Here is a 26,100-nt window from a genome sequence, read left to right as displayed (position 1 = left end):
AGGTTTGGGACATGACTGAACTGCTGACAGCCGCCCAGATGCGCGCCATCGAAACCGCCGCGATTGAGTCGGGCGCGGTCACGGGCCTTGCGTTGATGGAACGTGCGGGCGCGGGCGCAGTTGCCGCGGTGTTCGAAGAGTGGCCGGACCTGGCCGAAGACACGCAGTCTGCCGTTGTTCTGTGCGGCCCCGGCAACAACGGCGGCGACGGGTTCGTGGTGGCCCGCCTGTTGGCCGAGGCGGGGTGGACGGTCGAGGTGTTTCTATACGGTGATGCTGAAAAACTGCCGCCGGATGCGAGAACGAATTACCTGCGCTGGTGCGAATTGGGGGCTGTTACCGCGTTGACCCCGGACGCGGTTGGCCAGGGGACGCGGCCCGCGCTGATGGTCGATGCGATGTTCGGGACCGGTCTGTCCCGCGCCATCCCGCTGGACTGTGCGCTGGCCTTTCGCGCGGTCGAGGCGCGCGATGTCGGGGACAGGCACCCCTGGCGCGTGCCCTATCACGTGGTTGCGCTGGATTGCGTCTCGGGCCTTGATTGCGACAGCGGCAAGGTTCTGTTGCCGCCGCACCCTGGGGAAACCGACAATGAAGACGCGGATGTCGAGGCGCATATGCAGTGGTGGGGCCAGGAGGGCGCGCCGCGCCTGCTGCATCCGCACCTGACCGTGACGTTCCACCGCCGCAAGGTCGGGCACTATCTGGGCAATCCTTTGTCGCGCTTGCGGGTGGTTGATATCGGCCTGGGAGAGGAAGACCGGCATCCCGCACATCTGCAACTGCCGCGATCGCAGGAGGTTGCCTGTCTGTTGGACTTTGACAGACCACGCGGCGCGCGCCGACGTATTTGGCCGGGCCGTGATCTGGACAAGGCCATGGGCCGCAACGCCCACAAGTTCGATCATGGGCACGCGCTGGTCCTGAGTGGCGGGCCGGGACGCACCGGGGCGGCGCGTCTGGCGGCACGCGGGGCGCTGCGGATCGGGGCGGGGTTGGTGACACTGGGTGTGCCGCCCTCTGCACAGATGGAAGTGGCGGCGCAGATCACGTCGCTGATGCTGCGCCGGGTCGCGGATGACGACGCCCTGGAGGCGGTGTTGGAGGATGACCGGATCACTGCGCTGTGCCTTGGGCCGGGGCTTGGGCTGCATGATCATGCAGAGGCGCTGGTGGACCGGGTGCTGGGCGGAGGACACCTCCGCCTTACGCGGCGTGTTGTGTTTGATGCGGATGCGCTGACGCTGATGGCACGAAACGCGCAGCGGCTGGATGCGCTGAACGACAACGCCGTGCTGACCCCCCATGGCGGCGAGTTCGCGCGCCTGTTTCCCGACATCGCTGAACGGCTTGCGGCGGTGCCGGACCAAGGTCCGGCTTACTCGAAGGTGGATGCGACGCGCGAAGCGGCGGCGCGCTGCGGGGCCGTTGTGCTGTTCAAGGGGCCGGACACAGTGATCGCGCATCCCGATGGGCGTGTGTCGGTGCACGCCGCCCTCTATGCGCGGGCGGCGCCCTGGCTCGCCACCGCAGGGGCGGGGGACGTGCTGGCCGGGTTTATCGCGGGGCTGCTGGCGCGTGGCTTCGCACCGATGGAGGCCGCGGAAATGGCCGCATGGCTGCATGTGGAATGCGCCCGCGCCTTTGGGCCGGGCCTGATTGCCGAAGATCTGCCAGACATCCTCCCGCAGGTGCTGCGAGAGGTCGGGATCTAGGCGGCGACGGCGGTTGCCTTGGTCATGGCCGGAACGGACAGTTCCAGACCGTCCGCGTAGATCACGTAAGGCGCATCGAAGCCCAGACGCACCAATGTCATCTCGCGCATGCCCAGCGACGTGATGAATTCATCGTCGATCAGGCATCCCGCAGGCATCACCGCCTGGGATGCGCCGCGCAGCGCCTGCGCGCGCCAATCGCGGATCAGCACCATCTGCGCTGCAGGCAGCATCACGTGATGCGTGGGCTTGGTATCGCCCAGCGATCCGGCGGCGATCTTGACCGCCTCCTGGGTCACGCGGATGCTTTCGACGGCGCGCAAGGGCACAAGGCCCGCATTGCGCGTGATGATCCGATCACCGGGCGAGAGATACTCGACCGGGATTTCGCCGTCAGCTGTCAATAGGATGGAACCGGCCACCAGACCGGTATGTGCAATCTCTGTGCGCAATGGGGGCATCTGCCCGCTGATATCGCGCCCGACCGTATTCGGTTTCATGGCGTCACTTTCTCACAACCTGCCTCTAGGTTAGGGACACAATACCTGAATAATCCTTTAATGTCGCGCAGTTTCTGGTCATCGGGGCGGCGAAAACCCCTCGCATCCGTGCGCGTGCTTTGCTAAAGCCTGCCGTGTTGCGGGTGTGGCGGAATTGGTAGACGCACCAGATTTAGGTTCTGGCGCCTTTGGCGTGGGGGTTCGAGTCCCTTCACCCGCACCATTTTCCGAATTGTACGGAAGCGGTGGCACAGGTGCGCGCGGATGATGTCGGGTTTGCCCGACGCTGCGCATGCGCTACCGTTCAGATGACGAAAAACTCCAGATTGTGCGCCCTGTGACCGAGCCTGTTTCCACCCCCTTCCGCCGAAAGATGCCGCGCTGTGGTGGCGCGCGGGGCGCCATGTGTTGCGCCTGATGGACGAAAAGAACCTGGGCCTGATTGCGGCGGGTGTCGCATTCTACGCCATTCTGGCGGTGTTTCCCGGCCTTGCCGCGACCATTGCGCTGTGGGGGATTGTGGGGGATCCGGCCCTTGCGCTTGAGCAACTCGAAGAATTTCGCGCCGTGATCCCGGCGGATGTCTACAGGTTGCTGGCGGCGCAGTTGATCAAGCTGGCCACGACGGACGGATTGACCCTGGGCTGGGCCTCGCTGCTGTCCTTCGGTTTTGCGCTGTGGTCGGCGCGGGCCGGGGTTGCGGCGCTGATGCGCGGGCTGAACGCAATCTACGAAGCACCCAACCGGACTGGGCTGGCGCAATACATACGTGCCCTGATGCTGACCGGCAGTCTCATTGGCGTTTTGCTGGTGGCAATGGGCTGCATCGTGGTTTTGCCTGTGATCCTTGCCTTTGTCCCCTTGGGGCCATGGGCGGGCTTCGGGGTCGAGGTTCTGCGCTGGAGCGTGGGGATCGGTGTCTTGCTGGCGGGCTTTGCCATCATCTACCGGTTGGGGCCGAACCTGACCGGGCAGCGGCCCAAGCTGATCTCTCCAGGTGCGCTGTTTGCGGCAGTGGGGTGGGTTGCGGCCTCGGTCGGGTTCTCGATCTACTTGCGCAATTTCGGGACCTATAACGAGGTCTATGGCTCGATCGGGGCGGTGATCGTGATGTTGATGTGGCTGTTCATCAGCGCCTATCTCGTGCTGCTGGGGGGCGCGCTGAATGCAGAGCTGGCGCGGGCACGCCGGGCCAAGCTGGCTATCCCAGAACCATCAGCCACATCCACGCCGTAAGGACCGAGGCTGCCGTCGCCACCAGCACGGAGGAGGCGGCAACCCGGCGCGCGCGCCCATACATGTTGGCAAAGATGTAGCCGTTGACGCCCGGGGCCATGGCGGCCGTCAATACGCCGGGATTGAACACATCGCGTGGCACCGACAGTGTTGATCCGAGCGCCCATGTGATGGCCGGGTGGACAAGCAGCGAGATGATGCAGACCATGGCGATCACGCGCGCGTCACCCTCGGGTTTGTATTGGATCAGCACGCCGCCCAGGGCAAAGAGCGCGATGGGCAAGGCAGCCCGGATCACGAGGTCGAGGCCATCGCGCAGCACATCGGGCAGCACGAGGCCTGTCAGGTTGACGACAAAACCGGCCATGATCGCCAGAACCAGCACATTGCGGAACATCGCGCGCGCCACGCCACGCGCCATCCTGAGCGGGGATTGGCCCCGATTGCGCGCGATTTCCATCGCGGTGATCCCAAGCCCGTAGCAAAACGGTGAATGAAAGGCGATGATCGCATAGGCCCCCGCCAGCGCGTCCGGTCCGTAGGCCCGTTCGTTGATCGCAAGCCCGAGAAGCACGGAGTTTGAGAACAGGCAGCAGAACCCGATGGCAATGCTGTCTTCGATGTCGCGTTTGAACACGTAGTAAGCGCCAAGCGTGCCCAACAGGAACCCGCTGGCCGCGCCGACATAGAAGCTGGCAAGCAGGCGTCCATCCAGGCTGGCACCCAGATCGAGATGCGCGATGGCGGAAAACAACAGGCATGGAATTGCAAAGTTCTGGCTGAACTTCATCAACGCATCCACACCGGTTGCGGAAAAGACGCCACGCCACACCGCGACATAGCCGAACCCGATCACAAGGAAGACGGGCAGGATGACGTCGAGCAACGCTTGCATGGGCGGGCCTATCAGTGGGCCGAGAGTGCGGGAGCCTCCGGCGGCGGTTTATCTGGCGAAATGAAGGTCAGGTCGAAATGGTGAGCCGCATGCCGTCATAGGCGGGTTCGATATGGTCCGGGGTTTCGTTCAGGACGGTCTCGTAATCAAGGTCGATATGCATGTTGGTCAGGATCGCGCGTTTGGGTTTCACGCGTGCGATCCAGTCGAGCGTGTTGGCAAGATGGCTGTGGGTCGGGTGCGGATCGCGCCGCAGCGCATCCACGATCCAGATGTCGAGATCGCTGAGTGCCTCCCATGCCGCATCCGGAATCTCTGCAACATCAGGCAGGTAGGCGACGGAGTTGATCCGAAACCCGAGCGCATCGATGCTGCCATGTCCGACCTCGAACGGCTGGAAGGTGATTGGCCCACCCGGTCCGTCGATCACCGTATCGCCGTCGATCGTGTTGAGGTCGAGGATGGGGGGATAGGGCGAGCCCTTGGGTTGCACGAACGCATAGGCAAAGCGGCTGAGCAGATCGTCCTGCGTGTTGCCATCGGCCCAGACCTGCAGCCGCGCGCGCATGTTGAACACGATCATGCGCAGATCGTCGATGCCGTGCACATGGTCGGCATGTGCGTGGGTATAGATCACCCCGTCCAGCCGCCCCGTGCCCGTGTCGAGCAACTGGTTGCGCAGGTCGGGCGAGGTGTCGACCAGCACCGTTGTGGTGCCGTTTGCGCCGGTGCGTTCGACCAGAAGGGAACAGCGCTGGCGCCGGTTCCTGGGGTTTTCGGGGTCACATGCCCCCCAGAGCCCGCCGAGGCGTGGCACGCCACCGGAGGAGCCGCAGCCAAGGATCGTGAAAGTCAGCGTGTCGCTCATTCCGGCACTTTGTATTGCGCCGCTTTGGAGAACAAGCGGTCGAAGTTCTTTTGTGTCTGCGCGGCAAATTCGGCGTAGTCGAGGCCGAATGTTTCGGCGGCTTTTCGGGCCGTGTGCGCGGTGTAGGCCGGTTGATTGCGCTTGCCCCGATAGGGGGGCGGCGCGAGGTAGGGGGCGTCGGTTTCCACAAGGATGCGGTCAACGGGCGCGGTGGCAAAGATGTCGCGCAGCTCCTGGCTCTTGGGAAAGGCGGTGATGCCCGACATGGAGAGGTAAAAGCCGAGGTCCAGCGCAGCATGTGCGAGCGCCTGGGAGGACGAAAAGCAGTGCATGACGCATGTATAGGCGCCGCGCGCGTGTTCTTCGGTCAGGATGCGGGCCATGTCGTCATCCGCAGCGCGCGCGTGGATGATGAGGGGCAGGCCGGTTTCGCGCGCCGCATCGATATGGATGCGCAGGGATTTCTTTTGAATATCAGCGCTGTCTGAGGTGTAGTGGTAGTCTAGCCCGGTTTCCCCGATGCCAACGAATTTCGGATGCTGCGCCAGTGCGATCAGTTGGTCGGTGGTGGCCAGTGGCTCCTCCGCCACGCTCATCGGGTGGGTGCCTGCGGCGTAGAACACGGGCGCGTGCGCCTCGGCAATCGCGCGCACTTGCGGCTCAAGCCGCAGCTTGGTGCAGATGGTGACCATGCGCGTGACACCCGCCGCGGCAGCGTCCGCGACGATCTGGTCAAGTTGCCCCTCGAAATCGGGAAAATCGAGGTGGCAGTGGCTGTCGGTGATTTCGGGTGTCATCTGGCTGGGGCCGTCGCGGAAAGTTTGAAAAGCGTATCGAGGACGAGGGCGGCGGGGTCAAGGTTGACGGCCCGCCCGTGACGCGCGCGGGCGAGGGCGGTTTGCGCCGTATCGGCCCAGGCGCGGGCCTGGACCTGATGGGCGCAAAGGCGTTGAAAGGTCGCTGCCTCATTTGGGGCTGCCTCGGTTATGGGCGGATGGCCTGCGCCAGTGCGGGCAAGGCGGCTCAGTGCCACGTCGATCAGGGTGTAGAGCAGATCAAGGCGCGCCTCGGCTCCGCGCCCGCCCGCAGCCTCGGCCAGCGCAAGCGCGCGCGCCCGGTCGAGATTGGGCATGGTGCCCATGAGCGCGATGATTTCATTGTAGATTTTGAGGCCGTCAAGCAATGACAGGCGCATCGCTTCCCCCACCGACCCGGCGCTGAGTTCTGCAAGCGCTGGCCCATCCGGGCCGGGATCAACGCCTGCATTGGCCATCGCTTCGGCCATTTGCGGGGCGGACAGAGTGTTGAGCCGCAGCGTGCGGCATCGCGACCGGATGGTGGGCAGCAACCGGCTGGGCTGGTGACAGACCAGCAACAGCGTGGTGCGCGCCGGAGGCTCTTCCAGCATTTTCAGAAGCGCGTTGGCCGCGTTCACGTTCATCTCGTCCGCGGCGTCGATGATCACCACGCGCCGCCCGCCATCGGTCGAGGACAGTTGGAAAAAGCTGGCAAGCGCGCGGATGTCGTCAATCACGATCTGGTCGCGCAGGCGCTTGGTCTTTTCGTTCTCGCTGCGGTGCACGGATTTGAGGCCCGGTTCGGCCCCGGCCGTCATGCGGCGGGCAACGGGATGATCGGGATCAACGTCCAGCGAGGTGGGCAGGGGTGCCCCGAACATGTCGTCCGGGTCAGGATCGGGCGTGGCGAGCAGAAAGCGGGCGATGCGCCAGGCCAGCGTTGCCTTGCCCACACCGCGCGGGCCGGTCATCAGCCAGGCGTGGTGCATGCGCCCCGTGGTGAACGCATCCAGAAACGCAGCCTCTGCCGCGTCCTGACCGATCAGTTGCGCCGTTTCACGTGGGTGCGGTGCGCCCGGAACGCGCGTGGGGTCTGTAGTCTCGTCGGCCATGCGAGGGATGTAGCAGAGGGGCAGGGCGGGGGAAATGGGGTGTCTTGCGCACTTTACGTGGCGAGGTGGTGCGCGGTGTTCAGATGGCTCTCGACCGTGTGGCGCACGTCGGCGGCCACCGTTTCCATGTCGCGCGCGCCGTCGATGGTGCGAAACCGGGGGGCGAATTCCTCGGCCAGTGCCAGGAAACCGGCGCGCATCCGGGTTTGCAAGTCTGCGCCAAAATCCTCGAACCGTTCTTCGATGCCCTGCCGGCCCTTGGCGCGGGCAAGGCCCTGGGCCGGGTCCATGTCGATCAGGATGGTCAGGTCGGGCTCGCGCTCGATCATGAGGTCGTGCAGCGCATCGACCGTGGCGCGCAAATCACCCCGGCTGAGGCCCTGATACATCCGTGTGCTGTCGGCAAAGCGGTCGCAGATCACGATCTTGCCCTCGGCCAGGGCGGGCAGGATCAAGCGTTCCATGTGATCGCGCCGGGCCGCCGTGAACAGCAGCAGTTCGGTTTCGGCAGACCAGCGATCCGGATCACCCTGCAACACCAGCGCGCGGATTTCTTCGGCGCCGGGGCTGCCGCCGGGTTCACGGGTCAGGATCACATCGTGACCGAGGCTGCGCAAATGGTCAGCCAGCAGCCTGGCCTGGGTGGATTTGCCCGAGCCGTCGATGCCTTCAAAGCTGATGAAATGACCTGTGGCGCTCACGCCCCACCTTCGGGCGCGGGCCCTTCGTTCAACTGCTCGAGCAGGGACAGCGCAGCCGTCGAAATCTTGGCAAGAAAGCCGCCATGGGCCACGTCCGCCTCGGCGATGAGGGGGAAGCGCTGCTCCGGCAGGCCGTCGGGCTGGATCACCAGTTCGGCCAGCGGTGTGCCTGCGGTAATGGGGGCCTGGATCGGGCCGGTATAGACGACCTCGGCCGCCACATTGTTGCCTGCCAGGACGGGCAACAGCACCGAGATATCTGCCTGCGGGACAAGCCCCACTTCGGGTTCGGCGCCTTCCCAGACGCGGGCAGTTGCGATGCGCTCGCCTTCGGTCACGAGGGTGCGTTCGGCGAACTGGCGAAAGGCCCAGTTCACAATCGCCTCGGATTCCTGCGCGCGCGCGGCGGCGGTATCCAGACCCGACAGCACAAAGACGACGCGGCGATTGCCCTGTTTGGCCGAGCCGGTCAGACCGTACCCTGCCTCTTGCGTGTGGCCGGTCTTGAGACCATCCGCGCCAATATCCAGCGTCAGCAACGGATTGCGGTTGTACCGGTTCGAGGACTCGGTGGCGTCAAACAGAAACTCTGTTTCGGAAAACATAGGGTAGTATTCGGGGTAGTCCGTGATCAGCCGCTGCGCCAGCAACCCCAGATCGCGCATCGACATGCGGTGCCCGGCGGCAGGCCAGCCGCTGGCATTGGCAAAGGTCGAGTTTGTCATGCCCATTTCCTGCGCGCGCCGTGTCATCAGGCGGGCGAACCCGTGTTCGGTCCCGTCGGGGCTCAGCGCTTCGCCGATGACCACGCAGGCATCGTTGCCCGACAGCACGATCACGCCGCGGATCAGATCCTCGACCGAGACACGTTCACCCTGTTTCAGGAACAGGGTGGAGCCGCCAAAGCTGTTGGCATGGGCCGAGACGACCAGTTCGTCCGTCATGCTGAGCTGGCCGCGTTCGATCGCCTCGAACGCCATGTACAGCGTCATCAGCTTGGACATGGAGGCGGGCGGCAAAGGCTCGTCCGCATTCTTGTTCAGCAGGACAGTGCCCGTGGTGTGGTCGATCACATAAGCCGCCTGGGCCCGCGTTTCGAACGCGGACACCGGCAGGGAGGTTGAGATCAGCAGGGCGGCAGCAGCAAGGGTGCGGATCACGGATTTGCTCCTTTGGAGGGTCAGTTGGTGACGGCGTAGGCGTCAGTAAACCCTTCTTCCTTGATTTTGGTCAACAGCTGCGAGCGCTCACCCGCCGATGCGGCTGGGCCAACCACCACGCGCCAGAAGGTTTTGCCGCTGCGGTCGAACTCTTTCACGGTCGGGATGATGCCTGCGCCACGCATCTGCTTGGCCGTGCGTTCGGCATTTGCCTGGACCGAGAAGATGCCGATCTGGATAAACGGTTTGGACAGGCCCGATGTGGTTGTGCGCGCAGCGGCAGGTGTCGGCGTGGGCGTCGCGGCGGGCTGGATGCCACTGCTGACCACGGCCGCTGGGGCGTCAGGCGTTGGGGCGTCAATGGCCGCAGCCGCGCTTTCAATCGGGTCCAGCGGCGTTGCCACAATGTCTGTCGGGGCGGCGACCGTATCGGCCTCGGTCGGCGCGACCTCGGGGGCGACCGCGACCTCTTCCTTGCGCAGTGCGGTCACGTTCAACTGGGCAGGCGCACCGGCCAGCATGCCAAGCGCTTCTGCCGCATCCGAGCTGATCTGCAGGCGGGGTCCGGGAATATCACGTTCACGGCGGAACAGGGCACCGACGACGAATTTGTCGTTGGTCGTGTTGCGGATGATCACGCGCTCGGGCTCGGTCACGTCTGCATGTGCGACCCAGACACCCCCCAGCGAGGGGCGACCGTCCCAGAGGCCGGGCTCGGTGGCCGAGAACACATCGGGTGCCTCGACATCACGCTCGACCGTCTTGATGGCGGCGCCCGCCTTGGGCTTGCCCTCGACATCCGTATTGGGTTTGAATGCCTGCATGGCCACGAATTGTCCGCTTTCGTCGCATCCTGCCAAAAGGCCGAGGGCGAGAACGAACGTGACGCTGCTGCGAAGGGTGGAACGGGAAATTGTTCTGCTCATGGACCAAGTCCTTGCCTGCTGTTTGCCTGTGGGGCCGTTTTTGGCCGCATGCCTTGATCGGCACGTTTTTGTGTCCCGCTTGGCGGGCTTCTGCGCACACCATAGCGTGCCGGTGCCGATCTGAAAAGCGTCGCCTCGCCAGATCGGCAAATTTCTACGGTGGTGTGGGCATTTGCCGAATCGCGAAAGCCTGCCTAAAGCAGGCACACCGGAGGTTTGGCAGAGTGGTCGAATGCGGCGGTCTTGAAAACCGTTGGGCGTGAGAGCGTCCCGTGGGTTCGAATCCCACAGCCTCCGCCACTGTCTTTGCCTGTTACGGACCCGGGGCAAGGCGCGCAGATTGCAACTTGCCTTGTGACGCAGACCGTTGGCATACCTGTGAACATAGGTTGGAGCAGCCGGAAAAGTGCCATGTCGCGCGACTACGTTTCGATAAATCAAGATATCTGGGACGCGGATGCACCGGGTTGGGTTGCGGTTGGCGAGCGTCTTTGGCGCGCCGAGGCGCCCGAATGGGGGAACTGGGGACATCCTGACACGCCGCTGGCGCTGCTGCCGGCCAGCCTCGCAGGCAAGGACGCCATCGAGCTGGGCTGTGGCACTGCCTATGTGTCGGGCTGGATGGCGCGACGCGGCGCGCGCGTGACTGCGATTGATGTCTCCTCGGCGCAACTGGCAACGGCGCGCCGCCTTGCGGCAGAGCATCAGGCAGACATCACATTCCTTCAGGTCAACGCAGAAGAGACAGGGTTGGCCGACGGTGCGTTCGACTTCGCGATTTCCGAATACGGTGCGGCGATCTGGTGCGCGCCGGACAAGTGGCTTGGGGAAGCATGGCGTTTGTTGCGACCGGGCGGGGAGTTGGTTTTTCTCGGCAACCATCCCTTGTCGTTGATCTGTTCGCCCCTGGACGGGTCCCCGTGCGATGTGACGCTGCATCGTCCCTATCGTGACATGTGGGGCGCAGACTGGACCAAAGTCGAGATCGAACCAAGCGGGGTCTGTTTCAATTTAACCATCTCAGATTGGATGGCGCTCTTTGCCAAAATCGGCTTTGTGGTTGCGCGGTATCAGGAGGTCTATGCGCCTGAATGGGCCACAGGAACACGTGCCGCAATCCCGGCCGAATGGGCGAAACAGTATCCAGTGGAGCAAGTCTGGCACTTGAAGAAGCCCGGATAGGCCGTTTGTTTTGCTTTGGAAAACGTCACCCGCGCAGACTTGAGGGTTCCCCAGTCCTCGACATGCACCGCGCTAGCGCACACAGCTTTCCCGCAATGCGTTCTTTTGCACCTTGCCCATCGTGTTGCGTGGCAATGCCTCTGCAAATTCATAGCGGCGCGGGTGTTTGAAGCGGGCCAGTTTATCGGCAACCACGCCACTCAGGTCGTCCGGCGCGATCCGGTGGCCGTTTTCGGGCACCACGACCGCGATGATGGCCTCGCCGAAGTCCGCATCCGGTATGCCCACGACAGCGGATTCCAGCACGCCGGGGATGTCGTTCAGCACATCCTCGATCTCTTTGGGATAAACGTTATAGCCGCCCGTGATGATCAGATCCTTTTCGCGCCCCACGATCGAGACATAACCATCCGCGTCGATCTGCCCGAGATCGCCGGTGATGAAGAACCCGTTGTCGCGCAACTCGGCCGCCGTCTTGTCGGGCAACTGCCAGTAGCCCTTGAACACGTTGGGCCCGCGCACCTCGATCATGCCGACAGCGCCCTCTGGCACAGTCACGCCCGTCTGCGCATCCGTCAGGCGCAGTTCGACCCCCGGCAGGGGGTGGCCCACCGTGCCCGGGCGGCGTTCGCCTGCATAGGGGTTGGACGTGTTCATGTTGGTTTCGGTCATGCCATAGCGTTCGAGGATGGCGTGGCCTGTGCGTGCGGTGAAGGCAGTGTGCGTCTCTGCCAGCAGGGGCGCGCTGCCTGAAATGAACAGACGCATGTTTGCAACCAGTTCCCGGTTCAGCCGCGCGTCTGACAAGAGCCGGGTGTAAAAGGTCGGCACACCCATCAGCATGGTGGCACGGGGCAGGGCGGCCATCATCTGATCAAGATCAAAGCTGGCCATGAAATCGACAGACGCGCCCGCCAGCATGCAGGTGTTCAGCGCAACGAAGAGCCCGTGGGTGTGAAAGATCGGCAGCGCATGGGCCAACCGATCATTGTCGGTGATCTGCCACAGGTCCGTTAGGGCCTGCGTGTTGGACAGCAGGTTGTCATGGCTGAGCATCGCGCCCTTCGAGCGCCCCGTGGTCCCTGAGGTGTAGAGCAGCGCGGCCAGGTCATCCGGACCCCGCGCGACTGTGGCAAACTCGGTCGGCAACGCCGCCAGATCATCGCTCAATGTGCCCGAACCGTCCGGGTTCAGGGTCAGAACGGTTGCGCCATTGGCGATCTCGGCCATCTGCGCCTCGGACGTGCCGTCACACACGATCAGACGGGGCGTGGCATCCCCGACGAAATAGGACACCTCATCGCGTTTGTAGGCCGTGTTGAGCGGCAGAAAAATCCCGCCCGCCTGCACGGTCGCAGCATAAAGCATGACCATCTCGACCGTCTTGGGGGCCTGCACCACGATCCGGTCGCCCGGACGCAGGCCCGCGTCGGTCAAACGATGCGCCATCTGCGCGCTGCGGCGGACAAAGGCGGCATAGCTGATGTCTTCTGCCCCGTCGCGCACCAAGAAAGGGGCATCGTTTCGGGCGTGGGGGGCGATCAGGTGGTCGTAGAGATGGTTGGCCACTATGCGGACATCCTTTGGGTTTTGGCGATCTGCCTGGACAGCGTTGCGCGAAATGTGTCCGTCATCGACACTTGCCCGTGTTGTACAAATCGTTCGTGGTTTTGTTCAAGCAGGCCCATGTCATAGTGATAGTTCACCATGGCCCCGCTGGATTGAGTCTGGCCGTTTTCGCTCAGGTCAGCATCTGCGTGCACGGCATAGATCTGCGCGCCGTTGCCAAGGTGGAAGCGGGCGACAGGGTCAAAGGGCGCGCCATCGTCACGGCGGGCGGTGGCCAGATACGCGGATGCTTTCGCCCGGATGTCGTCAGGCGTTGCGACGCCTTGCAGGATGCTGCGCGCTTCCTCGTCCTCTGCCTGCTGGGACAGCCATGCATTGAATTTGGGAATAGGGGACAGAGTGACAAAGGTCTCGAGGCCCGGCAGATCCTGTCGCAATTCGTCCACCACCTGTTTGATCAGCAGATTGCCAAAGCTGATACCCTTGAGCCCCTTCTGACAGTTGGAGATCGAGTAGAACACGGCCACCTTCGTCTCGTGCGGGGCGCGCTGCACACGGTCGCCCGCCAACACATGCTGGATCGAGGCGGGCACCGACATGGTCAGCGCCACCTCGACAAAGATCAGCGGCTCGTCCGGCATGGTGGGGTGGAAATAGGCAAAGCAGCGGCGGTCCTGCGGGTAAAGGCGGCGGCGCAACTCGTCCCAGTCCTGAATGGCGTGCACGGCCTCGTAGGCGACGATCTTTTCCAGGATGCTGGCGGGCGTTTCCCAGCTGATCTGGCGCAGCACCAGAAAACCCCGGTTGAACCAGCTGCGCAGAAGGTGGCGGAAATCGAGGTCGGTGCGGCCGAGTTCGGGGTGGTCGCGCAGCGCGTCGAGCAAATCCGTGCGCATCTCGACCAGCGCGCGGGTCGCACCGGGCGGTTGATTGAGACGGCGCAGCAATTCCTGGCGCCGCGGTTCTGCGCATTGGGCAAGAACGCGGTAGTCCTGTCCAGCATGGGAGGTGTCGAACCTGTCTACCGCCGCGCGCAGTGCGGAGAGGTTGATTTCCAGATCGTCATTGAGAAAGGCAAAAAAGGCGCGCTTTTCCTCGCTATCCAACTGGGCATAGCGTTCGAGAATGGCCTGCGCCAGGGTGATGCCGGACACTTCGCCCTCCGCGTCCAGCAGGGCAAGGCACATGTCTTGCAGGCTGCGCGCATCGCCGGGCGCGGAGCCGGGCGCACGACGCTCGAACAGCGTCGTCAGCATGTCTCCGAGAAAGCTGCGCTGTGCCATTCACATCCTCCTAACTGACACTCACCGATTGACCCGATAGCTGGACAGACACGGTAAAGCCCCCTCGTTGATCAGCCATTTGCGCAAAGTGAAGGTGCGGGTGCCGGTGAGGTGCATGGGATCGTTCGCCGCGAGCGCCTGTGCCTCTTCAAAGGATTTAGCGCGCAGGACAAGCATGCCCATGCCCTGCATCTGTGTTCCTGTTTCATCCGACAGTGGGCCGGCAAACATCAGCGCACCGCTTTGTTCGAGCTGCGAGATATAGGCAAGGTGGTCGGGCAGGACGGCGCGCAAATCTTCCGGTCCCTTCACGGGTGTGGACTGCGCGACATACAGCTCGAGCGCGAGAGCGCCCCGCGATTTGGCTTCGGATTTGTAGTCGTCCCAGGCTGGCATTGTTGTGCTCCGTTCAGGCGAATCTTGGAAAATCGATTTTATTTGACTTGGTGTATTTTTATCGCCAAAATTTGGATCAATCAACAAGGAGGATTCTATGCGCTTTATTGTGGGAACCCATGGTGGCGCGCAGAGCGTGTTTGCGGTTGCGGGTGACAAGGCGGTCAATCTGACGGCGGCGGTCCCCGAGATCGGGCAGGATCTGACCGCCTTGACGCATGATGCCGGCCTGATGGCGCGCGTAGAAAGCGCGGCGCAGGGGGATGCGACCGTCGCTGTCGGCGACATCGTTCCGGCCCTGCCGATTGGGGCGCCGGGCACCATTATCTGCCTTGGCCTCAACTACATCGAACATATCAAGGAAGGCGGCTACGAGATCCCGGATTATCCGGCGATCTTCATGCGGGGCAAGAATTCGATCATGGCCGCAGGCCAGCCCCTCGTGCGGCCCACCTGTTCGGACAAGCTGGATTACGAGGCCGAGTTGATGATGATCATCGGCAAGGGCGGGCGTCACATCGCGGAAGAGGACGCGCTGGATCACGTCTTTGGCTACACCGTGTTCAATGACGGATCGGTGCGGGACTACCAGCGCAAGACGCATCAGTGGACGCCGGGCAAGAATTTCGACTCGACCGGGGCCATTGGCCCCATCGTGGTCACACCGGACGAGGTGCCGCCGGGGGCCTCCGGGCTCAAGATCGAAAGCCGGGTGGGGGACGAGATTTTGCAATCCTCCAACACCTCCAACATGATCTGGGCGGCAGCGCGCACAATTGCGATCATCTCGGAATACACGACCCTCGCCCCCGGCGATCACATCGCGCTGGGCACGCCCCCCGGTGTAGGACACGCCAAGAAACCGAACCCGCGCTGGCTGAAGCCCGGCGAGGTGGTCGAGATCGAAATCGAAGGGATCGGCATCTGCGCCAGCCCCATCGTGGACGAGGCCGACCTGACCAAACTGGCGGCCGAATGAGCGGAGAAGGTGGCGATACGCTCGCGTCGCTGCGGGACCAGGCACAAGAGGCTGTGCGCTCGCTACGGGCGCGCATCGACCATCTCGACGCGGACGGCATTGATCTGATCCTGCGCGATGCGCGTTCGCATTATGCGTGGACGGACAAGCCCGTGACCGAGGACATGCTGCGCATCCTCTTTGACATCACGATTGCCGGACCCACCAGCATGAACACGTGCCCCGCACGCTTTGTGTTCGTGACCACGGATGCGGCCAGGGGTCGGCTGGCCAAGTCACTGAAAGCCAAGAACGTGGACAAGATGCGCGCGGCCCCCGTGACGGCGATCATCGCCTGGGATCCTGACTACTGGAAGCGGCTCGACTTTCTGTTCCCGCATGAGGACCGCAAACCGCTCTTTGCCGGAAATGCGGACTACGCCCATGACACGGCCTACCGCAATTCGACGCTGCAAGGGGCCTATTTCATGATCGCAGCCCGCGCGATGGGCCTGGATGTGGGCGCGATGTCCGGTTTCTCCAACCAGATCGTGGACGAGGAGTTCTTCTCCGAAAACGGCTGGAAATCGAACTTTCTGTGCAACCTGGGATACGCGGATGAAACGGCACTGTTCCAGAAGCTGCCGCGCTTTGACTTTGACGATGTATGCGAGGTGATCTGAGCCATGGCGATCAAGATGAAAACGGTTGTGACCTACCGCACGACAGCCCGGGCCACCAGCCATTCCCGCACCGAAATCCCGGTGCGCGATCTGACGACAATCATTGATGAACCGCTTGAACGGGGTGGCACGAACGAGGGGATCACACCCACCGAAACCGCGCTTGCCGCGCTGATCGCCTGCACCAACGTGATCGGCCACAAGAATGCGCACCGCCTTGGGGTCGATTTGGGCGACGTCACGATCGATGCGGACTGCAAATTCGACCGGCGCGGGGTGCTGATGGAGGAAGAGATCGATCTTCCGTTTCCCGAAATCACACTCACGGTCAACTGCACCGGGCCTGCCTCGCAGGCCAATCTGGACGAGGTCGGGGAGGAAACGGCCAAGTACTGCGCAATCGCCAAGCTGTTTGAGGCGGCTGGCACCAAGCTCGAGGTCAACTGGCGCAAAGCCTGACCGCCTCGGCGACATCAATAGGGAGGACACAATATGAACAACTGGACACGGCGCCTGACACTGGGCGCATTGCTGGCCGCAACGGCTGCCATGCCGGGCTTTGCCACCGAAACGATCAAGGCGGTCGTGATCGACGGCTATCCGGCGCGCGCGCTCTGGGTGCAGGAATTCACCAACTTCTTCATTCCAGAAGTCGACAAGCGCCTCGCCGAAAGCGGCAATTACAAGATGGACTGGCAGGAAAGCTATGGCGGCACCATCGTCAAGCCCAAGGGCGTGCTGGAAGGCGTCAAGCTGGGTCTGGGCGACATCGGGATCGTCACCACGATCTTCCACTCGTCCAAACTGCCCAGCCAGGCGCTGTCGGCGGTGACGCCCTTCGTGGCGGCAGATGCCCGTGCGGTGGCCAAGGCGGTGGACGAGATCGCCAAGGAATACCCGGCGATGCAGGCAGAGTTCGACAAGCAGAACCAGGTTTACTTGGCCACGGGGGTGGTGCTGGATACCTATCAGGTGTTTGGCAAAGAGCCGGTCAATTCGCTGTCGGATCTTGAAGGCAAGAAGATCGCCGGAGCAGGCATGAACCTGCGTTACCTCGAGGGGATTGAGGGCGCCGCGGGCGTGCGGGGCGGTCTGACCGATTTCTACAACATGCTGCAAACCGGCCTTGTGGACGATGCCATGCTGTGGCCCGAAGCCGCCAAGACCTTCAAGATCGCCGAAGTTGCGCCCTACATGCTGCGCGCCGATCTGGGGGCCGTGAATTCCAAGACGATCACGGTCAACAAGGACTATTGGGGCAAACTGCCTGATGAGGTCAAAGGCGTGCTGCAAGAGGTCGCCGTGGCCTACCGCGATCACGTCGCAGGCATCGCCATGGACCGCGCCCAGGCCAGCCGCGACGCCTTTGTCGAGGCAGGGGGCACCATCGTCGAGATGGACCCGGCCGAACGCGCCGCATGGGCCAATGCCATGCCCAACATCGCGCTGGAATGGGCCAAGGGTCTTGATGATGCGGGCCAGCCCGGCACGGACATGCTGAACAGCTACATGGGCAAACTGGCCGAGGCAGGCTTTACCCCCGTGCGTGACTGGGCAGCCGAAGCGGCCACGAACTAGGCCCGCAGCCCAGTGTTGGACATCTTCAGCAAAATTGCCGGCGGCATCGCCATGGCGGCCAATGCCGCCGGCACCTTTGTGGTCATCGCGCTGATTGCGGTGGTCAACTACGACATCGTCGCGCGCGGTCTGTTCAACAAGCCGTTTCTGGGCGCGGTCGAGGTTGTCCAGTTCTCCATGGTGTTGATCGTGTTCCTGCAACTGCCCGACGTGATCCGCGTGGGCCGGTTGACCCGCTCTGACGGGTTTTTGTCCCTCGTCTCGGCCAAGGCACCACCGACAGGGCGCTTCCTGCGTCGCGTGATCGACCTGATCAGCGCAGGTTTCATGGTGCTGGTCGCGGTCGCGATCTGGCCCGAATTCGTCGAGATGTGGGAGACCAACGACTTCTTTGGCGTGCCGGGTGTGTTCACCGCGCCGTGGTGGCCGGTCAAGCTGGTGATCTTCCTCAGCGCGTGCCTGTGCACCATCCACTTCCTGCTGCACATCCTGACGGCTCCGCTGGATGACGCAGCCCCCCTGGAAAGCGGCTCATGAGTTCTGTTGATATTGGGATGATCTCGATTGTCGCGATCATCGTGCTGATCTACCTCGGCGTTTACATCCCGATTGCGCTGGGCGTGGTCAGCTTTGCCGCGATCTGGATCATGCGCGACAGCTATGATCTGTCCTTTGCGCTGCTGAAAATCGCCATTGGCGACAGTGCGATGGAATACACCTTCGCCACCATTCCGCTGTTCACCTTCATGGGGCTGATCGTGTCCAAGGCGGGGCTGGGCGCCGACATCTACAGCGTGATGAACCAGGGGTTTCGCCGGATCACGGGCGGGATCGGTATGGCCACGGTGGGAGCCAACGCAGTATTCGCCGCCGTGACGGGATCGTCCATCGCCTCGGCCTCGGTCTTTTCCAAGATGTCCGTGCCCGAGATGCTGAAACACAATTACAACCCGCGCTTTGCCGTGGGCGTGGTGGCGGGCAGTTCCGTTCTGGGCATGATCATCCCGCCCTCGGCGATGCTGATCATCTATTCCTTCGTGGCGGAACAGTCCGTGGGCGAGATGTTCCTCGCCGGTGTCATTCCGGGCCTGTTGCTTGCGGCGGCCTATGTGGCCGCGATCTGGTTCATGGGGCGTTTCACCCCCGGCTTTGTCGGCGGCACGCTGGTGGATGAGGGCGAGCTGATGCCCTGGTCGGAAATCGCGGTGAAAACACTGCCCATCATGGTGCTGATCGTGGTGGTGCTGGGGGGCATCTACACCGGCTGGACCACACCGGTCGAGGCTGGGGCCGCGGGCTCCCTGCTCGGGATCATCATTGCGGCGGTGCGCGGGCGCATCAACCTGCGCAGTTTATGGGACACCGTGATCGAGACGGGGCATATCACCGCCGCCATCCTGTTCCTGATCACAGCCGCCTCGATGTATGCGCGGATGCTGGGCCTCGCCGGGTTGCCGAACGAGTTGCAGAACATCCTCGGCGCCAACGATTTCTCTTTCTTCTGGGTCATGCTGTTGCTGGTCGTCCTGATGCTGTTTCTTGGCACCATCCTCGACACGGCATCGATCATCCTGATCGTGGTGCCGCTGTTCCTGCCGCTGATTGACACAATGGGCCTCAGCCTTGTCTGGTTCGGTATCGTGGCGGTGGTCGCGGCCGAGATCGGGCTGTTGACGCCGCCCCTTGGCCTCAGTTGTTTTGTCATCAAGGCGACGCTTGATGATGACAGGATCGCGCTCAAGGATGTGTTTCTGGGCGCGCTGCCTTTCGCCTTCGTGATGCTGCTGGTGCTGATCGTCCTGATCCGCTTCCCGGTGCTCAGCCTCGCCCTTCTCTAACCAAGGAGTTCTCACATGCGTGACGTAACCAAGGACAATATCACCGATGTGTTCATGGGCTATCTGGGGGAAGATACGGACCCGCGCCTCCGCGAAGTCATGGGCAGCCTGGTCAAGCACCTGCACAACTTTGCCCGCGAGGTGAACCTGACCCATGCCGAATGGAATACCGGCATCGCGTTCCTTGAACGGGCGGGCGAGATTTCGGATGCCGAGCGGCACGAGTTCGTGCTGCTGTCGGATGTGCTGGGGATGTCGAGCCTGGTCGACATGATCAACTCGACCCCCGAGGGGACGTCATCATCGGTGCTGGGGCCGTTCCACATCTCCGGCTCTCCCGACTTGCCGGTGGGGGGCGATCTGCGCGGTGATTTTGAAGAGACCGTGCTGCTGGTCGAAGGGGTCGTGAAAGACCCCGATGGCAATCCGATCCCGGGTGCCACGCTCGACATCTGGCAGACGGCACCCAATGGGCTTTATTCCAGCCAGGACGAAAACCAGGACACATATTCCTTCCACGGGTTGCAGACCGTGGGCGCGGACGGGCGCTATGGGTTCACCTCGGTCCGGCCCGTCGAATACACCGTGCCTTCGGACGGACCGGTGGGGGACATCCTGCGCGCCTGCGGGCGTCACCCGTGGCGGCCCTCGCACCTGCACTTCATCGTGGAGGCCGAGGGGTTCCGCCCGCTGGTCACCGAAGTCTTTCCCGAGGATGACCCCTACCTCGATCAGGACACCGTCTTTGGCGTGCGCCGTGATCTGGTGATGTCCTATCAGGATATGAAGGCGGGGACGTTTCCGGATGGGTACGTATTGTCGGGCAAGGTCGATGGCGACTATCTGAAGGTCGAATTCGATCTGACGCTGGTGCGGGCCTAGCCGAGGGCCCCGTCACCCAACAGGCCGGACAGGAAATCCCCAGTCATCCGGTAGTGGTTGAGCAGGCGCGCGCTGGCATCATCGGCATCGCGCTTGATCGCGGCTGACAGAATGCCCGCATGCTCGTCGCTCACATCGCGGCGCTGATAGTTCAGCGCGCTGCCCGCAAGATAGCGGTAGCGGATGTTCAGATCATAAAGCTGCGAACAGAACTTGAGCAGGATCGGCGAGGGCGCATTGGCCAGCAGCGCCATGTGGAACGCCTTGTGCAGATCCTCGAAATTGCTGCTGCGCGCCTCCTTGGCCCTTTGCATCCGGTGATGGGCCAGCACGATGGCCTCCTCCCAGGCCTGATCGCCTTGGGCGATGCTTTCGCGCAGGGCCATATCCTCAAGCGTGCAGCGCAGGTTCAGGATTTCGGCAAAGTTGGCCGCGCTCACATCCGCCGTGCGAAACCCGCGCTGGTCAATCCTTTCCACCAGATTGTCCGAGGTCAGCAGGCTCAACGCCTCGCGGATGGGCGAGGCCCCCGTGGACAGACGCTGGCGCAGCGCGTCGATCTTGAGCTTTTCACCCGGGCGCAGATCACCCGTCACGATCATGGCGCGCAATGTGTGATAGGCCCGCTGCGTGGCGGACCCGTCTGATGACGCGAGTTTGGCTTCGATTGAATTCATGACCGGCAAAGATTATCGATTTTTCGAGGAAATTCAACCGATTTGGACGCCTGATCGCACTTATTCGGACAGGGTTTTTACACCGATGCCGATGGTTGGGCGTTGATTGCCGGGCAGGGTGGGGTCCGTGCCCCAAATGGCCTGATAAGTGTCGATGGCACGGCCCTTGGCCTGCAGCCAGGCAAAGGCGGCGATGAGGCCCAGATACCACAGGATCAGCGACAGCCACATCCAGTTCGGCCCATTGGCTTGCCACAATCCGCTGAACACCGCCAGGACCGACAGGACCCACGCGATGTAGCCGATGGACTTGTGCGCATATTCAAAGGCAAGGCGGCGTGGCGTCATGTCAAAGTGATCGCCGCGTATGTCGGCATCCGTCGGCCCGCCCTTGGTGCCGCGCAGGATGCCGCCGACAATTTGCGTGCCCGCCAGCGCCAGCACGGTCCAGCCGATCAGGCTATGCGGGCCGGGCAGCACGGCCACCAGCGTCGGACGCGACAGGATCAGGATCAGCCCGATGATCATCAGAACGGTGGCCGAGTACTGGCAGACCCGGTGCGTGGTCCACCACGCCTGATTGTCCAGTTCCTGCGGCCAGTTCTGGCCTGGCCAGATCTTGAAAAACCGGGCCGCGATGATGCCGATGGGCACAAGGAACGTCCACGCCGCCACCATCAGCCGGGCATGCCACGACAGGGCCAGGCCGACCTCGTGGGCGCGCGCGGCGTCAACAGGGGCCAACAGCCACTCCCACATGGCCCTAGCCCTTCACCGCGCCGGCGGTCATGCCGGTGATGATCTGGCGCGAGGCGAACAGGGTGAAAATGATCGGCGGGATCGCCAGCAGCATGCCCGTGGCCATGATGACCCCCCATTCCACGTTGAATTCGGACATGTTGTTCACGATCAGAATGGGCACAGTCTTGGTATCCCTGTCACTCAGGGCCGAGGCGAGCAGATATTCGTTCCAGGCGATGCGGAAGGTAAAAATCGCCGCCGCCGCAAGGCCGGGCTTGATCAGGGGCAGAACCACGCGAAAGAACACCTGGAACGGCGTCGCGCCATCAACGCGCGCGGCCTCTTCCAGCGAATAGGGGACCTGCACGATAAAGCTTTGGAGGATCCAGATCACAAAGGGCAGATTCATCGCCACATAGATCAGGATGATGCCCGAATGCGTGCCCGCAAGGCAGACATCGCCGCGCCCGCCAAAGGTGTCGCGGATCATCTCGCCCACCATGCTGTCGCGATCAATGCAGAATTCGTTGTTCCACAGACCGAAGACGGGGACCAACAGCACCGCAGGGGGCACCATGCGCACCATCAGCGTGGTCAGCGAGGCCGTGTCGCGCCCCATAAAGCGGAAGCGCACCAGCGCATAGGCCGCCATACAGCCGATCACGAGGGTCAGTGCGGTCGACACCAGCGCAATGATCAGCGAGTTGATGAAGGCGCCGCCGAACTTGAGCGAGCAGAAATCGAGGTGATCGAGCTCGTAAGGCAGCACATCGCACAGCGCCGTTTCATAGTTCTGGATGGTGGGAAGAAACAGCAAGCCCGACGTCCCAGAAATGATATCGACGTCGAGCTTGAACGAGTTAACGAACATGAGCGCAATAGGTCCAACGGCCATGAAGATCAGGGCGATCAGCAGGGCATAATAACCGGGGTGCTGTTTGTCGTAGGTGGTGTTGGCCATCATCCGTCCTCCTTCGCCATGCGCAGGCGGGCGGCGCGCGCCTCTTGCCATTTGGTGTAGCCGAACATGAGGCCCGTGAGGATCAACAGCAGGATCAGCAGATAGTTGGACATGGCCGCGGCCACCCCAAGTTCGCGGAACTCGGTCGCGGTGCGCGAGATGCGCAGGGCCAGGATTTCCGTGCTCAGGCCAGGTCCGCCCTCGGTCATCACGAGGATCACCTCAAGCACTTTGAAGGCGTCGATCAGGCGCAACAGGGCGGTTACGATCAGCACGGGCATCATCAGCGGGATCTTGATATGCCAGATCTGCTGCCAGCCCGTGGCACCGTCGATGCGCGCCGCCTCGAGCGCGGATTGGGGCAGGGATTGCAGGGCGGCCAGCGACAGGATGAAGATGAACGGTGTCCACTGCCAGATGTCAGCGACGATGACGGAGAACAGGGCGTTCTTGCCCAGCCAGTCGATGCCATCAATACCGATGCCTTCGAGAAAGCGGTTAAAGGTGCCGACCGTGGGGTGGTACATGTAGCGCCACATCAGGCCCACCACGACGGGGGCGATCATCATCGGCAGGATGAACAGGGTGCGCAGGACGGACATGCCGCGAATGTTGCGATCCAGCAGCAGGGCCAGTCCGACCCCCAGCAGCATTTCGATCGACACGACAGAGATCGCGAATTTCAGCGTAACCCCAAGGCTCTCACGAAAAGCGGCGTCGTTCCAAAGGGTTATGTAGTTCTTGAGGCCGACAAACTCGGTCTCGCCGATCTGTTGGGTGGGGTTCCAGGCGCGAAAGCTGCCCCAGATCATGTAAGCCAGCGGATAAAGCAGCGCGATGCCCATGATGATGGCCGCAGGGGCCATGAACATGTACGGGGTCAGGCGGTTGAGCCGGGCAGTGCGCATCTGAATATGTCCTGAGAAGAGTAAAGTGGGCGGGCCCCATGACCGGGCCCACCCGAGGGAGGAACGTTACTGCCAGGTATAGTAACCGGCGTCTTCCATCACGGCCTTGGTCCGCTCGGCCACGCCATCCAGCGCTTCCTGGATGTCCAGACCTTCGGTCAGGACCTTGGACATGGTTGTGCCGATATCCGCGTTGATCTTGCCCCAGACGGGGATGATCGGACGCCAGTCGGGATCAGCATATTTCAGCGCTTCACCAAAGGTGGCGGAGAACGGGAACTTTTCGTTCAGGCCCGCATCCTGGTAGGTCGAGAACCGCGAGGGGTTGCCGCCATTCATGGCCACCATCAGGTCACCCTCTTTCGAGGTCAGCCACTGCATCAGCAGGAACGCGGCCTCTTTGTTTTCGGCGTTGCTGGGAATGCCGATGCCGAAACCACCGGTCTGGCTGCCGCGACGCACGCCCATCGGGTGCATGGCATAGCCGACCTTGCCCACAACCTTGGAGCGCTCGGGGTTTTCGAACCCGGGCATGAAGGCGATGGAGTCAAGGAACATTGCTGCATCACCATTCGAGAACGCGTTTGCCGCCTCGGAGGGGCCAAAGCTCAGCGAGCCTTCGGGGCCGCAATCGACGATGGTTTTCAGCGCTGTGGCCGCTTCGACGCCTGCCGCGTTGTTGATGATCGGGTTCCATGCGTCGTCAAAGACGCGACCGCCCAGTGGGGCGAGGTGCAGCAGGAACGCGTGGGAGGCCTGGTGGCCAGAGGCCGCACGCGAGGCCATGCCGCCCATGCCTTCTTCCAGCTCGGGGATTTTGCAGGCCGCATCGAGCAGTTGGTCATAGGTTTCAGGCTCGGCAATCCCGTGCTTTTCAAAGATATCCTTGCGATAGGCCAGCACAGAGGTTTCAGAGCCGAACGGAATGCCGAACAGCGAACCGGTGGGGCCGGGCAGGTAGCCCTTGGTGCCGCCTGCAACGCCGATGTTCTGCACATATCCGTCAATCAGGTCGTCCGCGTCATAGTTCGGATCGGCCAGCTTGGGGTTCATGAAATACTTGGCGAGGTTTTCCAGCTGATCGGCAAACACATAGTCGGCCTTGGAGAAAACAACGTAAGAGATTAGGTCATATTCGCCCTCGTCCTGCGCCAGTTCGAGCGTCTGGCGCTCGCGCATCTTGAGGTAGGGCAGTTGGTCGACTTCGACTTCGATGCCGGTCTGCTTGGTGAATTCGGGCAGCGCCTTGATCGCGGCGTTGTAATGCGGGTGCGCGGGGAAGTTCACGACCAGCGTCGTGCCTTCGTAGTCCGCATATGGATTGGCGAACAGCGCACTGGCGCTGAGCGCAAGCGCGGCACTCGTCGCCGTCAGGGTCGTCTTGAAGTTCAGCATAATTGGTTCCTCCCTAATGCTGTCGTTTTTTGTGGCTTACAGTCTCAGGCCGCTGGCGCGGTCAAAGACCATGATTTCGTCCGCATTCACGGCAAAACTTTGGGTTGTCCCCGCGGGGACAGGGGCAAGGCTTGGAATTTCCACAAGAATTTCTGCGCTATCGCAGCGGGTCGATAGAACGGATTGGGCGCCGAGATATTCGGAAACCACCACGTTCAGATCGATGGTGGCGCTGTCCGTGCCGTCGGGCAGAGAGAAGGCAGACGGGCGCATGCCGATGGTGACATCACGCCCGCCTGCCGATTTCACGCGCGCCGCCGTCTCGGCACCAAGCGGCAGTTTGAACCCTTTGCCCGCGACGCCAATCACGCCTGCCTCGTCAAAGATCTGCCCTTCGATAAAGTTCATGGGCGGGCTGCCGATGAACCCGGCGACAAACAGGTTCACGGGCGATTTGAACAGTTCTTCGGGGGTGCCCTGTTGCTGCACCAGCCCTTCGCTCATCACGATGATCCGGTCGCCCAGCGTCATCGCCTCGACCTGGTCGTGTGTGACGTAGACCATGTTCTTGTCGATCCGGTCGCGCATCTCGGCCAGTTCGGTGCGCATCTTGCCACGCAGCTTGGCGTCGAGGTTGGACAGCGGTTCGTCAAATAGGAATGTGCCCGCATCGCGCACGAGGGCGCGGCCCATGGCGACCCTCTGGCGCTGACCGCCCGACAATTCAGCGGGCTTGCGGTCAAGCAGGTGGCCGATGCCCAGCATGTCGGCGACGGTTTTGACCTTTTCGTCAATCTCGGATTTGGGCGCCTTGGCCAGCCGCAGTGCGAAGGACATGTTGCGCGCGATGTTCATATGGGGGTAGAGCGCGTAATCCTGAAACACCATCGCGATGTCGCGTTCCTTGGGCTCCAGCGCGCCGATGGGCTTGCCATCGAAGTAGATTTCACCGCCCGACAGGGTTTCGAGCCCCGCGAGGATGCGGAGCGTCGTGGACTTGCCGCAGCCCGATGGGCCGACAAGCACTGTGAACTCACCATCATTCAGCTTGAGGTCCAGAGGTGGCAACACCCGGACAGCGCCATAGCTTTTTTCGACCTTGTCGAAGACGATTTCTGGCACGTTTCCCCCCGAAGTCA

The 26,100-nt window shown here is 62.6% G+C and carries 27 protein-coding genes and 2 tRNA genes; 12 read left to right on the top strand and 17 right to left on the bottom strand.

All coding sequences use genetic code 11. The annotated features are described in order from the left end of the window. Positions 1 to 11: 11 nt before the first annotated feature. Positions 12 to 1,715, top strand: coding sequence for an NAD(P)H-hydrate dehydratase (locus tag ACMHLQ_RS03715; protein ID WP_415403421.1), 1,704 nt, complete (start codon positions 12 to 14; stop codon positions 1,713 to 1,715). Here the strand turns inward: ACMHLQ_RS03715 and ACMHLQ_RS03710 are convergent. Beyond that, a complete protein-coding gene (locus ACMHLQ_RS03710; protein ID WP_415403420.1) occupies positions 1,712 to 2,215 on the bottom strand; it encodes a Hint domain-containing protein in 504 nt (167 codons plus the stop codon). The two genes, ACMHLQ_RS03715 and ACMHLQ_RS03710, sit on opposite strands and share 4 nt — an antisense overlap. Positions 2,216 to 2,354: 139 nt before the next feature. Between ACMHLQ_RS03710 and ACMHLQ_RS03705 the strand changes: the two genes are divergently transcribed. Together ACMHLQ_RS03705 and ACMHLQ_RS03700 are read left to right on the top strand one after the other, a co-directional pair. Beyond that, positions 2,355 to 2,438, top strand: a tRNA-Leu gene (locus ACMHLQ_RS03705). A 194-nt stretch (positions 2,439 to 2,632) separates the two neighbouring features. Next, on the top strand, positions 2,633 to 3,451 hold the full coding sequence (locus tag ACMHLQ_RS03700; RefSeq protein ID WP_415405351.1) for a YihY/virulence factor BrkB family protein: 819 nt from the start codon (positions 2,633 to 2,635) through the stop codon (positions 3,449 to 3,451). On the opposite strand, the gene ACMHLQ_RS03695 is transcribed toward ACMHLQ_RS03700, so the two are convergent. The 7 genes from ACMHLQ_RS03695 to ACMHLQ_RS03665 form a co-directional block, all read right to left on the bottom strand. Continuing rightward, the gene (locus tag ACMHLQ_RS03695; protein ID WP_415403419.1) at positions 3,417 to 4,346 is read right to left on the bottom strand and encodes an AEC family transporter; all 930 of its coding nucleotides are present in this window, start codon (positions 4,344 to 4,346) and stop codon (positions 3,417 to 3,419) included. The genes ACMHLQ_RS03700 and ACMHLQ_RS03695 overlap by 35 nt on opposite strands. 67 nt (positions 4,347 to 4,413) lie before the next feature. Further along, on the bottom strand, positions 4,414 to 5,214 hold the full coding sequence (locus tag ACMHLQ_RS03690; RefSeq protein WP_415403418.1) for an MBL fold metallo-hydrolase: 801 nt from the start codon (positions 5,212 to 5,214) through the stop codon (positions 4,414 to 4,416). Beyond that, on the bottom strand, positions 5,211 to 6,011 hold the full coding sequence (locus tag ACMHLQ_RS03685; protein WP_415403417.1) for a TatD family hydrolase: 801 nt from the start codon (positions 6,009 to 6,011) through the stop codon (positions 5,211 to 5,213). The genes ACMHLQ_RS03690 and ACMHLQ_RS03685 overlap by 4 nt, the downstream gene beginning before the upstream one ends. Then, entirely contained in the window at positions 6,008 to 7,123 is a 1,116-nt protein-coding gene (locus tag ACMHLQ_RS03680) for a DNA polymerase III subunit delta' (protein WP_415403416.1), read from the bottom strand. Before ACMHLQ_RS03680 ends, ACMHLQ_RS03685 begins: the two co-directional genes overlap by 4 nt. Positions 7,124 to 7,176: 53 nt before the next feature. Then, entirely contained in the window at positions 7,177 to 7,824 is a 648-nt protein-coding gene (gene tmk, locus ACMHLQ_RS03675; RefSeq protein WP_415403415.1) for a dTMP kinase, read from the bottom strand. Continuing rightward, positions 7,821 to 8,984 carry a D-alanyl-D-alanine carboxypeptidase family protein gene (locus ACMHLQ_RS03670; protein WP_415403414.1) on the bottom strand — a complete coding sequence of 388 codons (1,164 nt, stop codon included), beginning with the start codon at positions 8,982 to 8,984 and terminating at the stop codon, positions 7,821 to 7,823. Before ACMHLQ_RS03670 ends, tmk begins: the two co-directional genes overlap by 4 nt. A gap of 20 nt (positions 8,985 to 9,004) precedes the next feature. Then, positions 9,005 to 9,910, bottom strand: coding sequence for an SPOR domain-containing protein (locus tag ACMHLQ_RS03665; protein WP_415403413.1), 906 nt, complete (start codon positions 9,908 to 9,910; stop codon positions 9,005 to 9,007). A gap of 210 nt (positions 9,911 to 10,120) precedes the next feature. Between ACMHLQ_RS03665 and ACMHLQ_RS03660 the strand changes: the two genes are divergently transcribed. Then, positions 10,121 to 10,210 (top strand) — tRNA-Ser (locus ACMHLQ_RS03660). Between the two features lie 111 nt (positions 10,211 to 10,321). After that, on the top strand, positions 10,322 to 11,092 hold the full coding sequence (locus ACMHLQ_RS03655) for a class I SAM-dependent methyltransferase (protein WP_415403412.1): 771 nt from the start codon (positions 10,322 to 10,324) through the stop codon (positions 11,090 to 11,092). A gap of 72 nt (positions 11,093 to 11,164) precedes the next feature. Here the strand turns inward: ACMHLQ_RS03655 and ACMHLQ_RS03650 are convergent, their stop codons facing one another. From ACMHLQ_RS03650 to ACMHLQ_RS03640, 3 genes are read right to left on the bottom strand one after another with little or no spacing between them, the layout of a single operon-like run. Beyond that, positions 11,165 to 12,661 (bottom strand): malonate--CoA ligase, encoded by a 1,497-nt coding sequence (locus tag ACMHLQ_RS03650; protein WP_415403411.1) that lies wholly within the window; start codon positions 12,659 to 12,661, stop codon positions 11,165 to 11,167. Next, positions 12,661 to 13,944, bottom strand: coding sequence for a malonyl-CoA decarboxylase domain-containing protein (locus tag ACMHLQ_RS03645; RefSeq protein WP_415403410.1), 1,284 nt, complete (start codon positions 13,942 to 13,944; stop codon positions 12,661 to 12,663). Before ACMHLQ_RS03645 ends, ACMHLQ_RS03650 begins: the two co-directional genes overlap by 1 nt. Before the next feature lie 21 nt (positions 13,945 to 13,965). Then, positions 13,966 to 14,340: a YciI family protein gene (locus tag ACMHLQ_RS03640; RefSeq protein ID WP_415403408.1), complete on the bottom strand. Its 375-nt coding sequence runs from the start codon at positions 14,338 to 14,340 to the stop codon at positions 13,966 to 13,968. A 97-nt stretch (positions 14,341 to 14,437) separates the two neighbouring features. Between ACMHLQ_RS03640 and ACMHLQ_RS03635 the strand changes: the two genes are divergently transcribed. From ACMHLQ_RS03635 to ACMHLQ_RS03605, 7 genes are read left to right on the top strand one after another with little or no spacing between them, the layout of a single operon-like run. Beyond that, the gene (locus ACMHLQ_RS03635) at positions 14,438 to 15,319 is read left to right on the top strand and encodes a fumarylacetoacetate hydrolase family protein (protein WP_415403407.1); all 882 of its coding nucleotides are present in this window, start codon (positions 14,438 to 14,440) and stop codon (positions 15,317 to 15,319) included. Continuing rightward, complete coding sequence (locus ACMHLQ_RS03630) at positions 15,316 to 15,981, top strand: malonic semialdehyde reductase (RefSeq protein ID WP_415403406.1); 666 nt, start codon at positions 15,316 to 15,318, stop codon at positions 15,979 to 15,981. The genes ACMHLQ_RS03635 and ACMHLQ_RS03630 overlap by 4 nt, the downstream gene beginning before the upstream one ends. Before the next feature lie 3 nt (positions 15,982 to 15,984). Further along, positions 15,985 to 16,440 (top strand): OsmC family protein, encoded by a 456-nt coding sequence (locus tag ACMHLQ_RS03625; protein WP_415403405.1) that lies wholly within the window; start codon positions 15,985 to 15,987, stop codon positions 16,438 to 16,440. Between the two features lie 33 nt (positions 16,441 to 16,473). Beyond that, positions 16,474 to 17,559: a C4-dicarboxylate TRAP transporter substrate-binding protein gene (locus tag ACMHLQ_RS03620; protein ID WP_415403404.1), complete on the top strand. Its 1,086-nt coding sequence runs from the start codon at positions 16,474 to 16,476 to the stop codon at positions 17,557 to 17,559. Between the two features lie 51 nt (positions 17,560 to 17,610). Continuing rightward, positions 17,611 to 18,096 (top strand): TRAP transporter small permease subunit, encoded by a 486-nt coding sequence (locus ACMHLQ_RS03615; protein ID WP_415403403.1) that lies wholly within the window; start codon positions 17,611 to 17,613, stop codon positions 18,094 to 18,096. Further along, positions 18,093 to 19,397 carry a TRAP transporter large permease gene (locus tag ACMHLQ_RS03610; protein ID WP_415403402.1) on the top strand — a complete coding sequence of 435 codons (1,305 nt, stop codon included), beginning with the start codon at positions 18,093 to 18,095 and terminating at the stop codon, positions 19,395 to 19,397. Before ACMHLQ_RS03615 ends, ACMHLQ_RS03610 begins: the two co-directional genes overlap by 4 nt. A gap of 15 nt (positions 19,398 to 19,412) precedes the next feature. Beyond that, on the top strand, positions 19,413 to 20,279 hold the full coding sequence (locus ACMHLQ_RS03605) for a dioxygenase (protein WP_415403401.1): 867 nt from the start codon (positions 19,413 to 19,415) through the stop codon (positions 20,277 to 20,279). Here ACMHLQ_RS03605 and ACMHLQ_RS03600 read toward each other — a convergent pair. The 6 genes from ACMHLQ_RS03600 to ACMHLQ_RS03575 form a co-directional block, all read right to left on the bottom strand. Beyond that, a complete protein-coding gene (locus ACMHLQ_RS03600; protein WP_415403400.1) occupies positions 20,276 to 20,956 on the bottom strand; it encodes a GntR family transcriptional regulator in 681 nt (226 codons plus the stop codon). The two genes, ACMHLQ_RS03605 and ACMHLQ_RS03600, sit on opposite strands and share 4 nt — an antisense overlap. 60 nt (positions 20,957 to 21,016) lie before the next feature. Continuing rightward, positions 21,017 to 21,715: a cytochrome b561 domain-containing protein gene (locus ACMHLQ_RS03595; protein ID WP_415403399.1), complete on the bottom strand. Its 699-nt coding sequence runs from the start codon at positions 21,713 to 21,715 to the stop codon at positions 21,017 to 21,019. A 4-nt stretch (positions 21,716 to 21,719) separates the two neighbouring features. Next, the gene (locus tag ACMHLQ_RS03590; RefSeq protein ID WP_415403398.1) at positions 21,720 to 22,658 is read right to left on the bottom strand and encodes a carbohydrate ABC transporter permease; all 939 of its coding nucleotides are present in this window, start codon (positions 22,656 to 22,658) and stop codon (positions 21,720 to 21,722) included. Then, complete coding sequence (locus ACMHLQ_RS03585) at positions 22,658 to 23,566, bottom strand: carbohydrate ABC transporter permease (protein WP_415403397.1); 909 nt, start codon at positions 23,564 to 23,566, stop codon at positions 22,658 to 22,660. Before ACMHLQ_RS03585 ends, ACMHLQ_RS03590 begins: the two co-directional genes overlap by 1 nt. Before the next feature lie 66 nt (positions 23,567 to 23,632). Continuing rightward, positions 23,633 to 24,961 carry an extracellular solute-binding protein gene (locus ACMHLQ_RS03580; RefSeq protein ID WP_415403396.1) on the bottom strand — a complete coding sequence of 443 codons (1,329 nt, stop codon included), beginning with the start codon at positions 24,959 to 24,961 and terminating at the stop codon, positions 23,633 to 23,635. A gap of 36 nt (positions 24,962 to 24,997) precedes the next feature. Then, the gene (locus ACMHLQ_RS03575) at positions 24,998 to 26,083 is read right to left on the bottom strand and encodes an ABC transporter ATP-binding protein (protein ID WP_415403395.1); all 1,086 of its coding nucleotides are present in this window, start codon (positions 26,081 to 26,083) and stop codon (positions 24,998 to 25,000) included. Positions 26,084 to 26,100: the final 17 nt, after the last annotated feature.

It is taken from the genome of Tateyamaria algicola (genome assembly GCF_047715485.1).
Taxonomy (GTDB): domain Bacteria; phylum Pseudomonadota; class Alphaproteobacteria; order Rhodobacterales; family Rhodobacteraceae; genus Tateyamaria.
This window is presented reverse-complemented; position numbering and strand designations above follow the sequence as displayed.

Excerpts from the sequence above, each read along its gene's own strand:
- ACMHLQ_RS03715 (WP_415403421.1), top strand. The coding sequence starts at position 12 with ATGACTGAACTGCTGACAGCCGCCCAGATGCGCGCCATCGAAACCGCC.
- ACMHLQ_RS03710 (WP_415403420.1), bottom strand. The coding sequence starts at position 2,215 with ATGAAACCGAATACGGTCGGGCGCGATATCAGCGGGCAGATGCCCCCA.
- ACMHLQ_RS03700 (WP_415405351.1), top strand. The coding sequence starts at position 2,633 with ATGGACGAAAAGAACCTGGGCCTGATTGCGGCGGGTGTCGCATTCTAC.
- ACMHLQ_RS03695 (WP_415403419.1), bottom strand. The coding sequence starts at position 4,346 with ATGCAAGCGTTGCTCGACGTCATCCTGCCCGTCTTCCTTGTGATCGGG.
- ACMHLQ_RS03690 (WP_415403418.1), bottom strand. The coding sequence starts at position 5,214 with ATGAGCGACACGCTGACTTTCACGATCCTTGGCTGCGGCTCCTCCGGT.
- ACMHLQ_RS03685 (WP_415403417.1), bottom strand. The coding sequence starts at position 6,011 with ATGACACCCGAAATCACCGACAGCCACTGCCACCTCGATTTTCCCGAT.
- ACMHLQ_RS03680 (WP_415403416.1), bottom strand. The coding sequence starts at position 7,123 with ATGGCCGACGAGACTACAGACCCCACGCGCGTTCCGGGCGCACCGCAC.
- ACMHLQ_RS03665 (WP_415403413.1), bottom strand. The coding sequence starts at position 9,910 with ATGAGCAGAACAATTTCCCGTTCCACCCTTCGCAGCAGCGTCACGTTC.
- ACMHLQ_RS03655 (WP_415403412.1), top strand. The coding sequence starts at position 10,322 with ATGTCGCGCGACTACGTTTCGATAAATCAAGATATCTGGGACGCGGAT.
- ACMHLQ_RS03645 (WP_415403410.1), bottom strand. The coding sequence starts at position 13,944 with ATGGCACAGCGCAGCTTTCTCGGAGACATGCTGACGACGCTGTTCGAG.
- ACMHLQ_RS03640 (WP_415403408.1), bottom strand. The coding sequence starts at position 14,340 with ATGCCAGCCTGGGACGACTACAAATCCGAAGCCAAATCGCGGGGCGCT.
- ACMHLQ_RS03635 (WP_415403407.1), top strand. The coding sequence starts at position 14,438 with ATGCGCTTTATTGTGGGAACCCATGGTGGCGCGCAGAGCGTGTTTGCG.
- ACMHLQ_RS03630 (WP_415403406.1), top strand. The coding sequence starts at position 15,316 with ATGAGCGGAGAAGGTGGCGATACGCTCGCGTCGCTGCGGGACCAGGCA.
- ACMHLQ_RS03625 (WP_415403405.1), top strand. The coding sequence starts at position 15,985 with ATGGCGATCAAGATGAAAACGGTTGTGACCTACCGCACGACAGCCCGG.
- ACMHLQ_RS03620 (WP_415403404.1), top strand. The coding sequence starts at position 16,474 with ATGAACAACTGGACACGGCGCCTGACACTGGGCGCATTGCTGGCCGCA.
- ACMHLQ_RS03615 (WP_415403403.1), top strand. The coding sequence starts at position 17,611 with ATGGCGGCCAATGCCGCCGGCACCTTTGTGGTCATCGCGCTGATTGCG.
- ACMHLQ_RS03610 (WP_415403402.1), top strand. The coding sequence starts at position 18,093 with ATGAGTTCTGTTGATATTGGGATGATCTCGATTGTCGCGATCATCGTG.
- ACMHLQ_RS03605 (WP_415403401.1), top strand. The coding sequence starts at position 19,413 with ATGCGTGACGTAACCAAGGACAATATCACCGATGTGTTCATGGGCTAT.
- ACMHLQ_RS03600 (WP_415403400.1), bottom strand. The coding sequence starts at position 20,956 with ATGAATTCAATCGAAGCCAAACTCGCGTCATCAGACGGGTCCGCCACG.
- ACMHLQ_RS03595 (WP_415403399.1), bottom strand. The coding sequence starts at position 21,715 with ATGTGGGAGTGGCTGTTGGCCCCTGTTGACGCCGCGCGCGCCCACGAG.
- ACMHLQ_RS03590 (WP_415403398.1), bottom strand. The coding sequence starts at position 22,658 with ATGGCCAACACCACCTACGACAAACAGCACCCCGGTTATTATGCCCTG.
- ACMHLQ_RS03585 (WP_415403397.1), bottom strand. The coding sequence starts at position 23,566 with ATGCGCACTGCCCGGCTCAACCGCCTGACCCCGTACATGTTCATGGCC.
- ACMHLQ_RS03580 (WP_415403396.1), bottom strand. The coding sequence starts at position 24,961 with ATGCTGAACTTCAAGACGACCCTGACGGCGACGAGTGCCGCGCTTGCG.